Origin of the sequence: Microbacterium sp. Ag1 (assembly GCF_001005635.1) — a bacterium.
In the GTDB taxonomy this organism is placed as follows: Bacteria; Actinomycetota; Actinomycetes; order Actinomycetales; family Microbacteriaceae; genus Microbacterium; species Microbacterium oxydans.
Genome location: NZ_LBCR01000027.1, coordinates 110,927 through 125,914 on the forward strand (window position 1 = coordinate 110,927; position 14,988 = coordinate 125,914).

Below are 14,988 nucleotides of genomic sequence, written 5' to 3' on the forward strand. Positions count from 1 at the left end.
ATGAGTCTCGTCGCCGAACGCACCTCCGCGGGTGACCGCGCGTATGCGGCGCTGCTCGACGGCATCCAGTCCGGTGCCCTGCCGGCCGGCTTCGTGCTCGGCGAGGTCGAGCAGGCCGAGCGCCTGGGAGTGAGCCGTACACCGATGCGCGAGGCACTCCGTCGCCTGATCGCCGACGGGCTCGTGGTGCAGCAGTCTCCGCGCGTCACCGTCGTGGCAGACCTCGACGCCGACGACATCCGCTCCCTCTTCGAGATCCGTCGGGCGCTCGAGGAATCCTCGGCACGCCTCGGCGCCGCCCGGGGCGACGCGCAGCTCTTCGCAGCCCTCGCCGACGAGTTCGCGCATGTCGACCTCGACGCCGTCGAGGGTCGAGACGCCTATTACGCGCTCATCGCCCGCTTCGACGCGGCCCTCGACGCGGCCGTCGCCAACGACTACATCGCCTCCGCGCTGCGCACCGTGCGCACCCACCTCGTGAGAGTGCGGCGGATGGCCAGGGACAAGCCCGCCCGACTCGCCGCCTCCGCCGCCGAGCACCGCACCATCGCGGAAGCCCTCGCCGCCCGCGACGGCGACCTCGCCGCCCATGCCACGCACGTGCACCTGCACAACGCGCTCGCCGGCATCCTCGACTCCCTCGATTCCCGTAACAGTGAAGGATAAGAAATGACCGTCAGCCACCACGTCCGTGTGCACCGCAGCGACGAGAACCTCGCCAGGGAAGACCAGCTCGCCTGGAAGATCGCCGAGGTCGCCGCCGACCGGGTCGAGGTCGAGCAGCCCGTCGTCGACATGATCATCAACCGCATCATCGACAACGCGTCGGTGGCCGCCGCTTCCCTCACCCGTGCGCCGATCAACGCGGCTCGTGCGCAGGCGTTCAGCCACCCCGTCTCGACCGGCGGCGTCGGCGCGAACCTCTTCGGCGCCGAGCTCGACCACCGCACCAGCCCCGAGTGGGCGGCCTGGGCGAACGGCGTCGCCGTGCGTGAACTCGACTACCACGACACGTTCCTCGCAGCCGAGTACTCGCACCCCGGCGACAACATCCCGCCGATCCTCGCGGTCGCTCAGCACACCGGCAAGGACGGCCAGGCTCTCGTGCGCGGCATCGCCACCGGCTACGAGATCCAGATGGACCTGGTGCGCGCGATCTGCCTGCACAAGCACAAGATCGACCACGTCGCCCACCTCGGCCCGTCCGCGGCCGCCGGTATCGGCACTCTCCTCGGTCTCGACGTCGAGACGATCTACCAGGCGGTCGGCCAGGCGCTGCACACCACGACCGCCACCCGCCAGAGCCGCAAGGGTGAGATCTCCACCTGGAAGGCGCACGCCCCGGCGTTCGCCGGGAAGATGGCCGTCGAGGCGGTCGACCGGGCGATGCGCGGTCAGACCAGCCCCGCGCCGATCTACGAAGGCGAAGACGGCGTGATCGCGTGGATGCTCGACGGCAAGGACGCCTCGTACGACGTGCCGCTGCCCGCCGCCGGCGAGCCCAAGCGCGCGATCCTGGACTCGTACACGAAGGAGCACTCCGCCGAGTACCAGGCCCAGGCGCTGATCGACCTCGCCCGCAAGCTCGGCCTGCAGAACCCCGCGCTGCGCGACCCTGCGAACATCGAGTCCATCGTCATCCACACCAGCCACCACACGCACAACGTGATCGGCTCGGGCGCGAACGACCCGCAGAAGTACGACCCCACCGCGTCGCGCGAGACCCTCGACCACTCGGTGCCGTACATCTTCGCGGTGGCCCTGCAGGACGGCGGCTGGCACCACGTCGACTCCTATGCCCCCGAGCGCGCTGGTCGCGCCGACACGGTCGCGCTGTGGCACAAGATCACCACGGCCGAGGATGCCGAGTGGACGCGCCGCTACCACTCCGAGGACCCGGCCGAGAAGGCGTTCGGCGGTCGCGTCGAGATCCGTCTCACCGACGGTGAGGTCGTGGTGGACGAGATCGCCGTGGCCGATGCGCACCCCCTCGGAGCGCGCCCGTTCGCCCGCGAGAACTACATCGCGAAGTTCCGTCTGCTGGCGGAGCCCGTGCTCGAGCCCGCCGAGATCGAGCGTTTCCTCGCCCTCGTGCAGCGCCTGCCCGAACTGACCGCCGCCGAGGTCGGCGAATTGTCGATCGTCGCGAAGCCCGGACTGCTCGAAGCCGCCGACGCCCCCAAGGGTCTGTTCTGATGCTGTACTCCACCGTCACACCTGCCGAGAAGAGGCGCCTCTTCCGGGAGCGACTGGCCTCCGGGGAGCTGCTGCGCCTCCCCGGCGCGTTCAATCCGCTGAGCGCCCGACTGATCGAGCAGAAGGGCTTCGACGGCGTCTACATCTCCGGCGCCGTGCTCTCCGCCGACCTGGGGCTCCCCGACATCGGCCTCACCACGCTCACCGAGGTCGCCGGCCGCGCCAAGCAGATCGCCCGCATGACCGACCTCCCCGCGATCGTCGACGCCGACACCGGCTTCGGGGAACCGATGAACGTCGCCCGCACGATCCAGGAGCTCGAAGACGCGGGTCTCGCCGGCACCCACATCGAGGACCAGATCAACCCGAAGCGCTGCGGTCACCTCGACGGCAAGGCCGTGGTCGACGAGAACACCGCGATCAAGCGGATCCGTGCCGCGGCCGACGCCCGCCGCGACGAGAACTTCCTCATCATGGCGCGCACCGACATCCGGGCCGTCGAGGGGTTGGACGCCGCGATCGACCGCGCGAAGGCGCTGGTGGATGCCGGCGCCGACGCCGTGTTCCCCGAGGCGATGCGCACCCTGGGCGAGTTCGAGGCGATGGCCGAGGCGCTCGACGTGCCGATCCTGGCGAACATGACCGAGTTCGGCAAGAGCGAGCTGTTCTCCGTCGACAGCCTCCGCGACGCCGGAGTGAACCTGGTCATCTGGCCGGTGTCGCTGTTGCGCATCTCGATGGGGGCCGCCGGCCGCGCACTGGATACTCTGAACGACGAGGGGCACCTGACCTCGAAGCTCGGCGAGATGCAGCACCGCGCCGATCTCTACGATCTGATCGACTACGAGTCGTACAACCACTTCGACTCGGGCGTCTTCAACTTCACAGTCGACAACACCGGTCGCTGAGCGCAGCGAAGCGGACACACGACGCGGTTGCTGAGCGAGGAGCGCAGCGACGAGTCGAAGTACACGAAGGAGTGACCATGACCGAGCCGGACATCAAGAAGGGGCTTGCGGGCGTCGTCGTCGACACGACCGCGATCTCGAAGGTCAACCCCGAGACGAACAGCCTGCTGTACCGCGGCTACCCGGTGCAGGAGCTGGCGGACACCCAGCCCTTCGAAGCGGTGGCGTATCTGCTGTGGAACGGCGAGCTGCCGACCCCCGAAGAACTCGCCGCGTTCCGGCTGGAGGAGCGGAAGCACCGCGCGCTCGCCGACAACGTGAAGGCGGCGATCGACCTGGTCCCGCTCGAGGCGCATCCGATGGACGAGGTGCGCACCGCGGTCAGCCTGATCGGCGCCTCTGACCCCGGTGCCGGCGGCTCGGTGCTCGACGCGGGTGGAAGCCCAGAGCAGAACCTCGAGCGCAGCATCCGGCTGTTCGCCGCGCTGCCGGCCATCGTCGCGTACGGTCAGCGTCGCCGTCGCGGTCAGGAGCTCATCGCCCCGCGCGACGACCTCGACTACTCGGCGAACTTCCTCTGGATGACCTTCGGGGAGGAGGCGGACGACGTCGTGGTCGACGCCTTCAACCGGTCGATGATCCTCTACGCCGAGCACTCCTTCAACGCTTCGACCTTCACCGCGCGGGTGATCACCTCGACGCTGAGTGACATCTACTCGGCCGTCGTCGGTGCCATCGGTGCACTCAAGGGTCCGCTGCACGGAGGGGCCAACGAGGCCGTGCTGCACATCTTCGACGAGATCGGGTCGGCGGACGCGGTGGAGTCCTGGCTCGACAAGGCCCTCGCGGAGAAGCGCAAGATCATGGGCTTCGGGCACCGCGTCTACAAGAGGGGCGACTCCCGCGTGCCGACCATGAAGGCCGCGCTCGACACCCTGGTGGAGCACTACGACCGCCCGGAGGTCGCGGCTCTGTACGACGCGCTCGAGTCGGAGTTCGTCGCCCGCAAGGGCATCTACCCGAACCTCGACTACCCCTCTGGTCCCGCGTACAACCTGATCGGCTTCGACACCCTCACCTTCACGCCGCTGTTCGTCGCGGCACGCGTGACCGGGTGGACGGCCCACGTGATCGAGCAGGCCGGATCGAACGCGCTCATCCGCCCCCTCTCCTTCTACGACGGCCCTGACGAGCGCCACGTCGGCTGACCCGCCCTTCGAATCGCGCGAATGGCTCCATCTCCACCCGGGATGGAACCTTCGCGCGATTCCAACGCTGTAGCGCCCCGGAGGCTCCCGGGTCAAGGTGGCTGCGGCGAAGTCGGCGACGGGAGTAGGACAGACCCCGGGGACGGAAGCACGTCCCGTACGAAGGAGGGTCCATGTCCGCATCCGACGCCGCCGTCAAGGAGGTCAGGTCACTCGTCCCCGCACGTATGGACCGGCTGCCGTGGTCGCGATTCCACTGGTTGATCGTCGTCGGGCTCGGGTTCTCGTGGATCCTCGACGGCCTCGAGGTGCAGATCGTCGCCGCGAACGGATACGCCGCGACCCTCGGCATGGGGCCGGCCGAGGTGGGGCTCGCCGGCACGTGCTACCTGCTCGGTCAGGTCTTCGGTGCCCTCTTCTTCGGACGCCTCACCGATCGCCTGGGACGCAAGAAGCTCTTCCTCGTCTCCCTTGCCGTGTACCTCGTGGGCTCCGCGGTCGCAGGGCTCGCCTTCGCGCCGTGGTTCTTCTACATCTGGCGCTTCGTGGCCGGCGCCGGTATCGGCGGCGAGTACGCGGCCATCAACTCGGCGATCGACGAGATCATCCCGGCGCGCTACCGCGGACGTGTCGACATCGCGATCAACGGCACCTACTGGGGTGGTGCGGCGCTCGGTGCCGTGGCCAACGTGTTCTTCCTGAACACCGACATCCTTCCCGAGGACATCGGGTGGCGGCTCAGCTTCTTCCTCGGACCCCTCCTCGGACTGCTGCTCATCTACATGCGCCGGCACATCCCGGAGAGCCCGCGCTGGCAGATGACGCACGGACGCGAAGAGGCAGCGGAGCGCAATGTCGACGAGATCGAGGAGCGCATCCGCAAGGAGGGCAAGACGATCCCACCCGTCGACGAGAGCAAGGCCATCACGGTCAAGGAGTACGGCCGCGTGCCGTTCCTCGTGATCGCGAAGGTGCTGTTCAAGAAGTACCCGCGGCGCACGCTGGTGGGCATCACGATGATGGTGACGCAGTCCTTCCTCTACAACGCCATCTTCTTCACGTACGCGCTGGTGCTGGAGAACTTCTACGACACCCCGCCCGCTTCGGCGTCGCAGTACTTCATCGTGTTCGCCGTCGGGAACCTTGCCGGGGCGCTCATCCTCGGGCACTTCTTCGACACCTGGGGTCGCCGTCGCATGCTGTTCGGCACCTACATGCTCGCCGGCCTGATCCTGCTGGTCAGCGCCTTCCTGTTCAACGCCGGGGTGCTGAACGCCGCGACGCACACGGCGTTCTGGTGCGCTTCGTTCTTCTTCGCGTCGGCCGGAGCATCCGCCGCCTACCTGACGGTCAGCGAGATCTTCCCGCTGGAGCTGCGCAGCCAGGTCATCTCGTACATCTTCTCGATCGGTCAGCTGGTCGGCGCGATCGCTCCGGTGCTCTACGGTGCCTTGATCGGGCAGAGCGCCGAGAGCGGCGACCGCGGTCCGCTCTTCTGGGGCTATGTGCTCGGCGCGTCGATCATGATGTTCGGCGGCATCGTCTGCGGCGTCTTCGGCGTGAGCGCCGCGGGCAAGTCACTGGAGGACATCGCGGATCCGCTCTCGCTGGTGGGCTCAGGAGAGAAGGAGGCCGAGAGGAAGGGCGCGTCGTCCGGCGAGAGGTGAGAGGCGTGTCCGGGGCGGCGCTCAGCGCGCGAGCCAGCTCCGCAGCGACCGGGTGACGAACGGGAGAACCCAGTACGCCATGATCGGCGTGAGCACGAGCGTGGTGACGAGCACCCGCAACCAGATCGGCAGTTCGTTCCATCCCGGAACCGGGCTCATCGCGTAGGTGAAGGCGAGGTTGACGGGGAAGAAGCCCAGCCAGATCGAGGTCGCCTGCTTCCAGCGCGGCGGGGCGGGTGCGACCGTGACCGTCTCGGTGGTGCCGTCGGAGGACGGAAGCGTGATCGTCCCGGTGGTCGGCTCGTCGAACCAGCCCTCGATCCCGGTGCGGCGCTTGGAGCGCTCGCTGCGCACGAAACCTTCGCCCATCGACAGCCACCATGCCCGCTCGGCCGACTGCTCCCACGCGGTGAGCGAATCCTCGCTCGCGAAGCGGTAGAGCATGTGCCAGACCTGCGAGTCTTCGCCGGCGCGCACCCAGCCTGAGCCGAGGAAGCCCGGATACTTCGTCGCGAGGTTCACCCCCGTCTGCACCCAGGCGGTCGCCTCGACGATGCGCTCGGGGTCGACTTCGCGGCGGATGGACACGGTGAGGGGTTCGGACATGGTGCGGTCCTCGGGAACGGGCGCCAGGGGTCGGGGCGCCGGAGCGGATGCGCCAGGGTGACGGCGCTTGGTCGATTCTAATTCGGTTGCGGGAGGTTCCCGACCGGATCCGCCCGTGCACAGAGAGACCCCCGCCGACCCGATTCGGCGGGGGTCACGCGGCGTGGGAGCCGCGACGGGAGCGAGAACGCTCACCGTGCGCGCGGTGGACGTGACACCCGATCCGGTCTGAGTCTCTGTCCGCGCATCTGCAGTTCTACCCGGGCGAGATGGCCGGACGGTGAACGCGATGCGAACACCCAACACTGCCGAGAGCGAGGTCGATCCGGAAGATACAAGGATGTCCTAGTAAATGTCCGGTCCTCCGAGTAAACTCCCCAATGTGCCAACGACGGCACGGAGGGATGTCACACAATGACTCGTACTATCCCGCACTTCGTGGGCGGATCGCTTCTCACTCCCGATTCGGGTCGGTTCGCCGACGTGTTCGATCCGAGCACGGGCGCTGTGCAGGCCAGGGTTCCGCTCGCATCGGCCGACGAGGTGCGCCGCGTGATCGCGAGCGCCGAAGAGGCGCAGGTGGCGTGGGCAGCGACCAACCCGCAGAAGCGCGCCCGCGTGCTGCTACGCTTCCTCGACCTGGTGCAGCGCGAGATGACGTCTCTGGCCGAACTCCTCGCGAGCGAGCACGGCAAGACGGTCGACGACGCGAAGGGCGACATCCAGCGGGGGCTCGAAGTCATCGAGTTCTCCGCCGGTGCTCCGCACCTCCTCAAGGGCGAGTACTCCACCGGCGCCGGAGCCGGCATCGACGTGTACTCGATGCGGCAGCCGCTCGGGGTCGTCGCCGCGATCACGCCCTTCAACTTCCCCGCCATGATCCCGCTGTGGAAGGCCGGCCCCGCGCTCGCCGCCGGCAATGCGGTCGTGCTCAAGCCCAGCGAGCGTGACCCTTCCGTGCCGGTGCGCATCGCCGAACTCTTCCTTGAGGCGGGCCTGCCCGCCGGCGTCCTCAACGTGGTGCACGGCGACAAGGAGGCGGTCGACACGCTGCTCACCGACGACCGCATCCGCGCGGTCGGCTTCGTCGGGTCCACGCCCATCGCGGAGTACATCTACGCGACGGCCGCAGCCCACGGCAAGCGCGCGCAGTGCTTCGGCGGTGCCAAGAATCACATGATCGTGATGCCGGATGCCGACCTCGACCAGGCCGTCGACGCGCTGATCGGCTCCGGCTACGGCTCGGCGGGCGAACGCTGCATGGCCATCTCGGTCGCCGTGCCGGTGGGGCAGGAGACCGCAGACGCCCTCGCCGCGAAGCTCACCGAACGTGTCGCCCAGCTGCGGGTGGGCCCTTCCCTCGCCGCGGACGTCGACTACGGACCTCTGGTCACGCGGGCGGCCGTCGAACGGGTGGAAGGCTACATCCAGCAGGGGATCGACGAAGGTGCGACGCTGCTCGCCGACGGTCGCGGCTTCACGGTCGAAGGGCACGAAGAGGGGTTCTATCTCGGACCGACCCTGTTCGACCACGTCACCACCGACATGGCGATCTACCGCGAGGAGATCTTCGGCCCTGTGCTCGTGATCGCCCGCGCCGCCGACTACGAGGAGGCGCTGCGCATGGCCTCGGAGCACGAGTACGGCAACGGGGTCGCCATCTTCACGCGCGACGGCGACGCGGCTCGTGACTTCGCCGCCCGCGTCGAGGTCGGGATGGTCGGGGTGAACGTGCCGATCCCCGTGCCGATCGCCTATTACACGTTCGGCGGGTGGAAGCGCAGCGGCTTCGGCGACCTCAACCAGCACGGCACTGACGCCTTCCGCTTCTACACGAAGACCAAGACGGTGACGAGTCGCTGGCCCGCTGCGGGCATCCGCGACGGCGCCAGCTTCGTCATCCCCACGATGCACTGACCCTTCGACAAGCTCAGGGGCCCAACTTCTAAGGAAAAGCGATGACCATGACCACCGTCACCACCACCGCCGAGGAGCGCGAGGCGATCATCGGCGCCGTCCGCGAGTTCGCCGAGACCGAGCTCGCCCCCTACGCCGCGGAACGCGACGAGAAACACCTGTTCCCCCGGGAATCGCTGAACCGTGCAGGAGAGCTCGGGCTCGGCGGTATCTACGTCGACGAGGAGTTCGGGGGCAGTGGACTCAGTCGGCTCGACACCGTCGCGATCTTCGAGGAGCTCGCGAAGGGTGACCCGGCGGTCGCGGCGTACATCTCCATCCACAACATGGTCGTGTGGATGATCGATACCTACGGTGATGACAGCCAGCGCGCGACGTGGTTGCCGCAGCTCACCGCGATGTCGGAGTTCGGCGGCTACTGCCTCACAGAGCCGGGGGTGGGGTCTGATGCGGCCAACGTCGCGACGAGTGCGGTCCGCGACGGCGACGATTACGTGCTCACGGGAGTGAAGCAGTTCATCTCCGGTGCGGGCGAGGCCGCCGTCTACGTCGTGATGGCGCGCACGGGAGAACCGGGAGCACGCGGTATCAGCGCGTTCCTCGTGCCGGGAGACTCCGAATCCCTCAGCTTCGGCGCACCGGAGAAGAAGATGGGGTGGCATGCGCAGCCCACCCGACAGGTGATCCTCGACGGCGTCCGAGTCCCGGCATCCGCCATGCTCGGCGACGAGGGACGCGGGTTCGCGATCGCGATGTCCGCGCTCAACGGCGGTCGGCTCAACATCGCCGCGTGCTCGCTGGGCGGGGCGCAATGGGCGCTCGACAAGGCTGTGCAGTACGTCCACGAGCGGATGGCGTTCGGCGAACCGCTCGCCGAGAAGCAGTCGATCCTGTTCGCGATCGCCGACATGCGCACCGACCTGCACGCTGCCCGGCTGATGGTGCGCGATGGCGCGCAGGCGGTCGACGAGCACGCGCCGGACGCGACGATGCGTTGCGCCATGGCCAAGCGGTTCGCGACCGATGCCGGATTCGACGTCGCCAATCGCGCCCTGCAGCTGCACGGCGGCTACGGCTACCTGCAGGACTACGGGATCGAGAAGGTGGTCCGCGACCTGCGGGTGCACCAGATCCTGGAAGGCACGAACGAGATCATGCGTCTGATCGTCGGACGCGAGATGCTGCGACCGGCGGGCTCGGCGTCCGTGCAGCGTGGCGGAGATCAGATGCGGAGCGCATCATGACCGGGTCGTCGTCGAAACCGGCCGTGGCCTTCCTCGGACTCGGGCACATGGGACTGCCGATGGCGAAGAACCTCGTCGCCGCCGGTCATGAGGTGCACGGCTTCGACCTGGTTCCGGCGGCGATCGAGGCAGCGCGGGCGGCCGGCATCGCGGTGGCGGCGAGCGGGGCGGAGGCCGTGGCGGAGGCGGATGTCGTCATCACGATGTTCCCCGCCGGGAAGCACGTGATCGAGGCGTATCGCACCGAGCTGCTCGCGGCTGCGCGACCCGGCACGCTGTTCATCGAGTCGTCCACCATCGCGGTCGACGAGGCCCGTGCCGCGCACGCGCTCGCTCTCGCCGCCGGACACCGCAACGTCGATGCCCCGGTGTCCGGGGGAGTGGTCGGCGCGGAGAACGGCACTCTCGCGTTCATGGTGGGCGGGTCGGACGAGGACTTCGCCGCGGCACTCCCGCTCCTCGAGGTGATGGGAAAGCGCATCGTGCACTGCGGCGGATCTGGGCTCGGACAGGCGGCCAAGGTCTGCAACAACATGGTGCTCGCGGTCTCGCAGATCGCCGTCGCGGAGGCATTCGTGCTGGGGGAGCGCCTCGGGCTCGAGCACCAGGCGCTCTTCGACGTCGTGTCTCAGGCGTCAGGGCAGTGCTGGTCGATCACGACGAACTGCCCCGTGCCCGGACCGGTGCCCACGAGCCCGGCGAACCGCGATTACCAGCCCGGATTCGCCGGTGCATTGATGGCGAAGGACCTCGGTCTCGCGCTGCAGGCGATCGAGCAGACGTCGACGGATGCGCGGATGGGCCGACTCGCCCAGGAGATCTACGCCGCGTTCGCTGCCGGAGACGGGGCGAGCCGCGACTTCTCCGGCATCATCACCGACATCCGCGACGACCGCGTGTGATGACGGCCGTTCGAATCGCGCGAATGGTTCCATCGGGCACCTGAGAGCCACCATTTGCGCGATTCGAACGCAGGGGTGAAGGTGGAACGCAACCACGACGGAGAGGGCGACATGACCGAGTACGAGACGATCCTGGTCGAGCAGCGCGGACGGGTGGGGTGGATCACCCTGAACCGGCCGGAAGCGCTGAATGCGTTGAACAGCAGAATCGCCGAGGAGGTGACCGCCGCCGCGCTCGCTTTCGATGCGGACGAGGGCGTCGGCGCGATCGTGGTCACCGGGTCGGAGAAGGCGTTCGCCGCGGGTGCCGACATCAAGGAGATGGAGGGCATGTCGGCGGCGCAGATGCTCGAGACCGATCACTTCGGTGTGTGGCATGAGTTCGCCGCGGTGCGCACCCCCGTGATCGCGGCCGTCTCCGGGTTCGCGCTGGGCGGCGGGTGCGAGCTGGCCATGATGTGCGACATCATCCTCGCGGCCGACAACGCCAAGTTCGGGCAGCCCGAGATCAACCTCGGCGTGATCCCCGGCATGGGTGGCACGCAACGTCTGATCCGTGCAGTCGGCTACTACAAAGCAGCCGAGCTCGTGCTCTCCGGCCGGTTCATGGGGGCGGAGGAGGCCGAGCGCTCCGGCCTCGTGTCCCGTGTCGTGCCGACCGCGGAGCTCCTGACCGAGGCGACGAAACTCGCCGACACCATCGCCTCGAAGTCGCTCCCGTCCGTGTTCGCCGCCAAGGCCGCGCTGGACGCGGCGATGGAGACGACCCTCGCCGAAGGGCTCGCGCACGAGAAGCAGGCGTTCGCCGCGCTGTTCGACACCGCGGATCAGAAGGAGGGCATGTCGGCCTTCCGGGAGAAGCGGTCACCGGACTTCCAGAACCGCTGACCGCTCGTGGACGACTCCGCAGAACTGAGGGCGCCATGCCGGAAGCGACGCTCTGCGTGGTGCCCGATGAGTACTTCTGCGGAGTTCGTCACGCCGTCAGCTGCGGAGTGCGTCGACGATCTTCGTGATCCGGCGTTCGCGCGTCGCTTCCTGCTTCGCCTCGGCCACACTTCGCGCGTGCTCCTTGCGCACCGAGTACGACAGGGCGTCGAAGGCGGAGCGCAGTGCGGGGTCAGCGTCCAACGCGGCGGCGAGCTCGGGCGGAACGTCGACCGTGCGCTCGGCCGCATCCACTCTGATCACGGCGTCGATCTCCTGGCCGATGTCGAGCCCGAGGTCGGCGCGGACGGCCTTGCTGAAGCCGATCATGTTCTCGCTGCCCATGCGTGCCAAGCGCAAACGCGCGGTGCGCCCACCGATCGTCACGGCCACGGGGAACGCCTTGCCCGCACCCAGGGACGCGACCTGATCGTCGGTGAGCAGGATGGCCGCCGCGGGGCCGCGGCCGGTGAGGACGGTGTGCATGCGCAGTTCGCTCATGCCGAAAGAGTACGCCCGGGCTCCCCGAACTCGGCGGCGAGAATCGCGTTGCGCTCGGAGATCAGGCGGCGCATGTACCTGCCGAGGACCAACGCGTCGACCAGCCGACCGAGCGGACCGAACGGTGAGCGGAACGTCACGGTGTCGCGCATGAGCGTGCCGTCCGGATGCTCCTCGAAGCGGTGCTCGTGCAAAAACGCGGCGAACGGCCCGGCGATCTGCCGATCCGAGAACCCGTGCGGCGGATCGACGTCGAACACCAGCGAGCGCAGTCGGAACGGGATGCCGAAGTGGCGTGCTCGCCAGGTCGCCGTCGTCCCCTCGGTGAAGACGCCGCCCGCCGGCGCCTCGACCATCGTCTCGCCGAATCGGGCCATGCTCTTCACGTGCAGTTCGGGGTCGAGCGAGGCGGCGAACACCTCGGCGGGCGTCGCGCCGATGACCGTCTCGAGCGCGAACCGCGGCATGTCAGAGCGCTTCGGGCTGCGGACGCGGGTCGGCGAAGTCACCGGCGTCCTTGCGCAGCCGGGCCACGATCGCCACGAGCTCCGCCGCGTCGTCGCGGCTCAGGCCGGGCTCGGCGAAGACGTCGGCGTTGAGAGCCCGGGTGGCGCGCTCCACGAGTTCCCGACCGGATTCGGTCAGCACGAGGAGTGCGGCGCGTCCGTCGTGCGGGTGCGGCTCACGCGCGATCAGACCATCGCGGACCAGACGCTCGGCCGTGCTCGTGACCGTGGTCGGGTGCACCTGGAGGCGGGCGACCACGCTGGACAGCGGAAGGCTGCCCGCGCGGCTGAACGCGAGCAGTCGCAGCACCTCGTAGCGGGCGAAGCTCAGGGCGAACGGCTTGAGCGCCGCGTCGACGCGTGCGAGCAGCAGCTGCTGGGCCCGCATGACCGAGGTGACCAGGGCCATGCCGTCGGCGGCCTCCGTCCATCCGTGCGCGAGCCACTGCCGCTTCGCCTCGGCGAGCGGATCGATGGGGAGCGGACGGGGTCTGGCCATCTCTCTACGGTAGTGGCGGGAGTGCGGGGCGCGGCGACGGCGCGCGACGCACTCGATCTCGGCACATCTCAGCCCCGGTCAGCACTGAGTCTCAGTCGCAAGTGGGTTGGTACTCAGTATCGCGGTCTAGAATTGCAGGAGTCGTGAGGAGCAATCGATGAAGATCTTCGTCCTGGTCAAAGAGGTGCCGGACACCTATGGCGATCGCAAGCTGAATCTCGAGACCGGACTCGCCGATCGCGCGGCGGGCGACGTCGTGCTCGACGAGATCACTGAGCGGGCCCTCGAGGTCGCGCTCAGCTACGCCGACAAGAACGACGGCACCGAGGTGGTCGCGGTCTCGATGGCTCCGGAGAGCTCGACCGCGTCCGTGCGCAGGGCTCTCGCGATCGGTGCCGGATCCGCCGTGCACATCGCCGATGAGCAGCTCACCGGCGCCGATCTCGGACTCACCGCCGAGGTGCTGGCCGCGGCCATCCGCCGCGGCGCTCCCGACCTCGTCATCACCGGCAACCTGTCGACCGACGGCTCCGGTGGAGTGATCCCCGCGATGCTCGCCGAGCACCTCGGATTCGCCCAGGCCACCGCTCTCACCTCGGTCGAGATCGCCCCCGACGGCATCTCCGGAGTGCGAGGCGCCGACGCCGGGAGCCAGCCGGTCTCGGCGCCGCTGCCCGCCGTGATCTCCATCACCGAGGCGCTCCCCGACGCACGCTTCCCGAACTTCAAGGGCATCATGGCGGCGAAGAAGAAGCCGCTCGAGGTGCTCTCCCTCGCCGACCTCGACGTCTCGGCCGATCCGTCCGTCGCCCCGCGCACCATCATGACCTCGGTGGCGGAGAAGCCCCCGCGCGCGGCCGGAGTGAAGATCATCGACGAGGGCGACGCCGCCGACAAGCTCGTCGACTACCTCGTGCAGAACAGGCTGGTGTGAGATGACCTCTTCCGAGAACCCGATCCTCGTCCTCGTCGACATCGACCCCTCCGGTTACGTCGCGACCAGCACGGCCGCCCTCATCGGCGCCGCCTCCACGATCGGTTCGCCGGTGGCCCTGATCGTCGGCGGCGGTCCTGCGGCCGTGGATCAGGCAGCGGCGGCGGGGGCATCCGTGGTGCTGACCGCCGACGGGGACCAGGCTGCGCTCACGGTGCCGATCGTCGACGCACTGCAGGCAGCCGCAGCCCAGGTGCGACCCGATGCCGTCCTCATCTCGAACTCGATCTCCGGCCGCGACGTCGCCGGGCGCTTCGCGGTGCGCACGAAGAGTGCGCTGTCGGTCGATGCCGTCGGGGTCTCGCGCGATGACGAAGGCGTCGTGGCCCACCACTCGGTCTACGGCGGGGCGTACCTGGTCGATTCGGCTCCCACGTTCGGGACTCCGGTGATCACGGTGCGTCAGGGAGCTGTCGACGCGCGCGCCGAAGCCGTCGCATCGCACTCGGTCGAGGTGCTCGATGTCACTCCGTCCGGGGCCGTCACGGCCACGGCGGGCCCGGTCGAGGCGGTGGAGGTCGCTTCCTCCCGTCCCGAGCTGCGGGGAGCCACGAAGGTGGTCTCCGGTGGCCGAGGTCTCGCGTCGAAGGAGAAGTTCGTGCTCGTCGAAGAGCTCGCCGATGCGCTCGGCGCGGCCGTCGGTGCCTCGCGCGCCGCCGTCGACGCGGGCTACATCCCGCAGTCCCATCAGGTCGGACAGACCGGGGTCTCGGTGTCGCCGCAGCTGTATGTCGCACTCGGCATATCCGGAGCGATCCAGCACCGCGCGGGCATGCAGACATCGAAGAACATCATCGCCATCAACAAGGACGCGGACGCGCCGATCTTCGACGTCGCGGACTTCGGCATCGTCGGCGATGTGTTCACCGTGGTACCGCAGGTGATCGCGGCGCTCGAGGCACGGAAGAAGTAG

General features: G+C 68.6%; 15 protein-coding genes. 11 read left to right on the plus strand and 4 right to left on the minus strand.

The features are described 5' to 3' along the window. The 5 genes from AAY78_RS06650 (at position 1) to AAY78_RS06670 (ending at position 5,979) form a co-directional block, all read left to right on the plus strand. Positions 1–666: a GntR family transcriptional regulator gene (locus AAY78_RS06650; RefSeq protein WP_046747543.1), complete on the plus strand. Its 666-nt coding sequence runs from the start codon at positions 1–3 to the stop codon at positions 664–666. Positions 667–669: 3 nt separating this feature from the next. Next, entirely contained in the window at positions 670–2,196 is a 1,527-nt protein-coding gene (locus tag AAY78_RS06655) for an MmgE/PrpD family protein (RefSeq protein WP_046747544.1), read from the plus strand. After that, the gene (gene prpB, locus AAY78_RS06660) at positions 2,196–3,104 is read left to right on the plus strand and encodes a methylisocitrate lyase (protein WP_046747545.1); all 909 of its coding nucleotides are present in this window, start codon (positions 2,196–2,198) and stop codon (positions 3,102–3,104) included. Before AAY78_RS06655 ends, prpB begins: the two co-directional genes overlap by 1 nt. Positions 3,105–3,181: 77 nt before the next feature. Then, positions 3,182–4,312, plus strand: coding sequence for a bifunctional 2-methylcitrate synthase/citrate synthase (locus AAY78_RS06665; RefSeq protein ID WP_046747546.1), 1,131 nt, complete (start codon positions 3,182–3,184; stop codon positions 4,310–4,312). A 173-nt stretch (positions 4,313–4,485) separates the two neighbouring features. Next, entirely contained in the window at positions 4,486–5,979 is a 1,494-nt protein-coding gene (locus AAY78_RS06670) for an MFS transporter (RefSeq protein ID WP_046747547.1), read from the plus strand. 21 nt (positions 5,980–6,000) lie between these two features. On the opposite strand, the gene AAY78_RS06675 is transcribed toward AAY78_RS06670, so the two are convergent. After that, the gene (locus AAY78_RS06675) at positions 6,001–6,585 is read right to left on the minus strand and encodes an antibiotic biosynthesis monooxygenase (protein WP_046747548.1); all 585 of its coding nucleotides are present in this window, start codon (positions 6,583–6,585) and stop codon (positions 6,001–6,003) included. A 414-nt stretch (positions 6,586–6,999) separates the two neighbouring features. On the opposite strand from AAY78_RS06675, the gene AAY78_RS06680 reads away from it, so the two are divergent. The 4 genes from AAY78_RS06680 to AAY78_RS06695 all read left to right on the plus strand — a co-directional run bounded on the left by AAY78_RS06680 (position 7,000) and on the right by AAY78_RS06695 (position 11,536). After that, a complete protein-coding gene (locus tag AAY78_RS06680) occupies positions 7,000–8,502 on the plus strand; it encodes a CoA-acylating methylmalonate-semialdehyde dehydrogenase (protein WP_046747549.1) in 1,503 nt (500 codons plus the stop codon). A 41-nt stretch (positions 8,503–8,543) separates the two neighbouring features. Further along, positions 8,544–9,746 carry an acyl-CoA dehydrogenase family protein gene (locus AAY78_RS06685; protein WP_046747550.1) on the plus strand — a complete coding sequence of 401 codons (1,203 nt, stop codon included), beginning with the start codon at positions 8,544–8,546 and terminating at the stop codon, positions 9,744–9,746. Next, complete coding sequence (gene mmsB, locus AAY78_RS06690) at positions 9,743–10,648, plus strand: 3-hydroxyisobutyrate dehydrogenase (RefSeq protein ID WP_046747551.1); 906 nt, start codon at positions 9,743–9,745, stop codon at positions 10,646–10,648. Before AAY78_RS06685 ends, mmsB begins: the two co-directional genes overlap by 4 nt. A gap of 111 nt (positions 10,649–10,759) precedes the next feature. Then, complete coding sequence (locus AAY78_RS06695) at positions 10,760–11,536, plus strand: enoyl-CoA hydratase-related protein (protein ID WP_046747679.1); 777 nt, start codon at positions 10,760–10,762, stop codon at positions 11,534–11,536. Between the two features lie 96 nt (positions 11,537–11,632). Here the strand turns inward: AAY78_RS06695 and AAY78_RS06700 are convergent, their stop codons facing one another. From AAY78_RS06700 to AAY78_RS06710, 3 genes are read right to left on the minus strand one after another with little or no spacing between them, the layout of a single operon-like run. Beyond that, on the minus strand, positions 11,633–12,076 hold the full coding sequence (locus tag AAY78_RS06700) for a YdeI/OmpD-associated family protein (protein ID WP_046747552.1): 444 nt from the start codon (positions 12,074–12,076) through the stop codon (positions 11,633–11,635). Next, positions 12,073–12,585 carry an SRPBCC family protein gene (locus AAY78_RS06705; protein ID WP_231589673.1) on the minus strand — a complete coding sequence of 171 codons (513 nt, stop codon included), beginning with the start codon at positions 12,583–12,585 and terminating at the stop codon, positions 12,073–12,075. Before AAY78_RS06705 ends, AAY78_RS06700 begins: the two co-directional genes overlap by 4 nt. After that, complete coding sequence (locus AAY78_RS06710; protein WP_045264412.1) at positions 12,545–13,081, minus strand: MarR family winged helix-turn-helix transcriptional regulator; 537 nt, start codon at positions 13,079–13,081, stop codon at positions 12,545–12,547. The genes AAY78_RS06705 and AAY78_RS06710 overlap by 41 nt, the downstream gene beginning before the upstream one ends. Positions 13,082–13,238: 157 nt before the next feature. On the opposite strand from AAY78_RS06710, the gene AAY78_RS06715 reads away from it, so the two are divergent. Further along, positions 13,239–14,015, plus strand: coding sequence for an electron transfer flavoprotein subunit beta/FixA family protein (locus tag AAY78_RS06715; protein WP_046747554.1), 777 nt, complete (start codon positions 13,239–13,241; stop codon positions 14,013–14,015). A gap of 1 nt (position 14,016) precedes the next feature. Beyond that, complete coding sequence (locus AAY78_RS06720; protein ID WP_046747555.1) at positions 14,017–14,988, plus strand: electron transfer flavoprotein subunit alpha/FixB family protein; 972 nt, start codon at positions 14,017–14,019, stop codon at positions 14,986–14,988.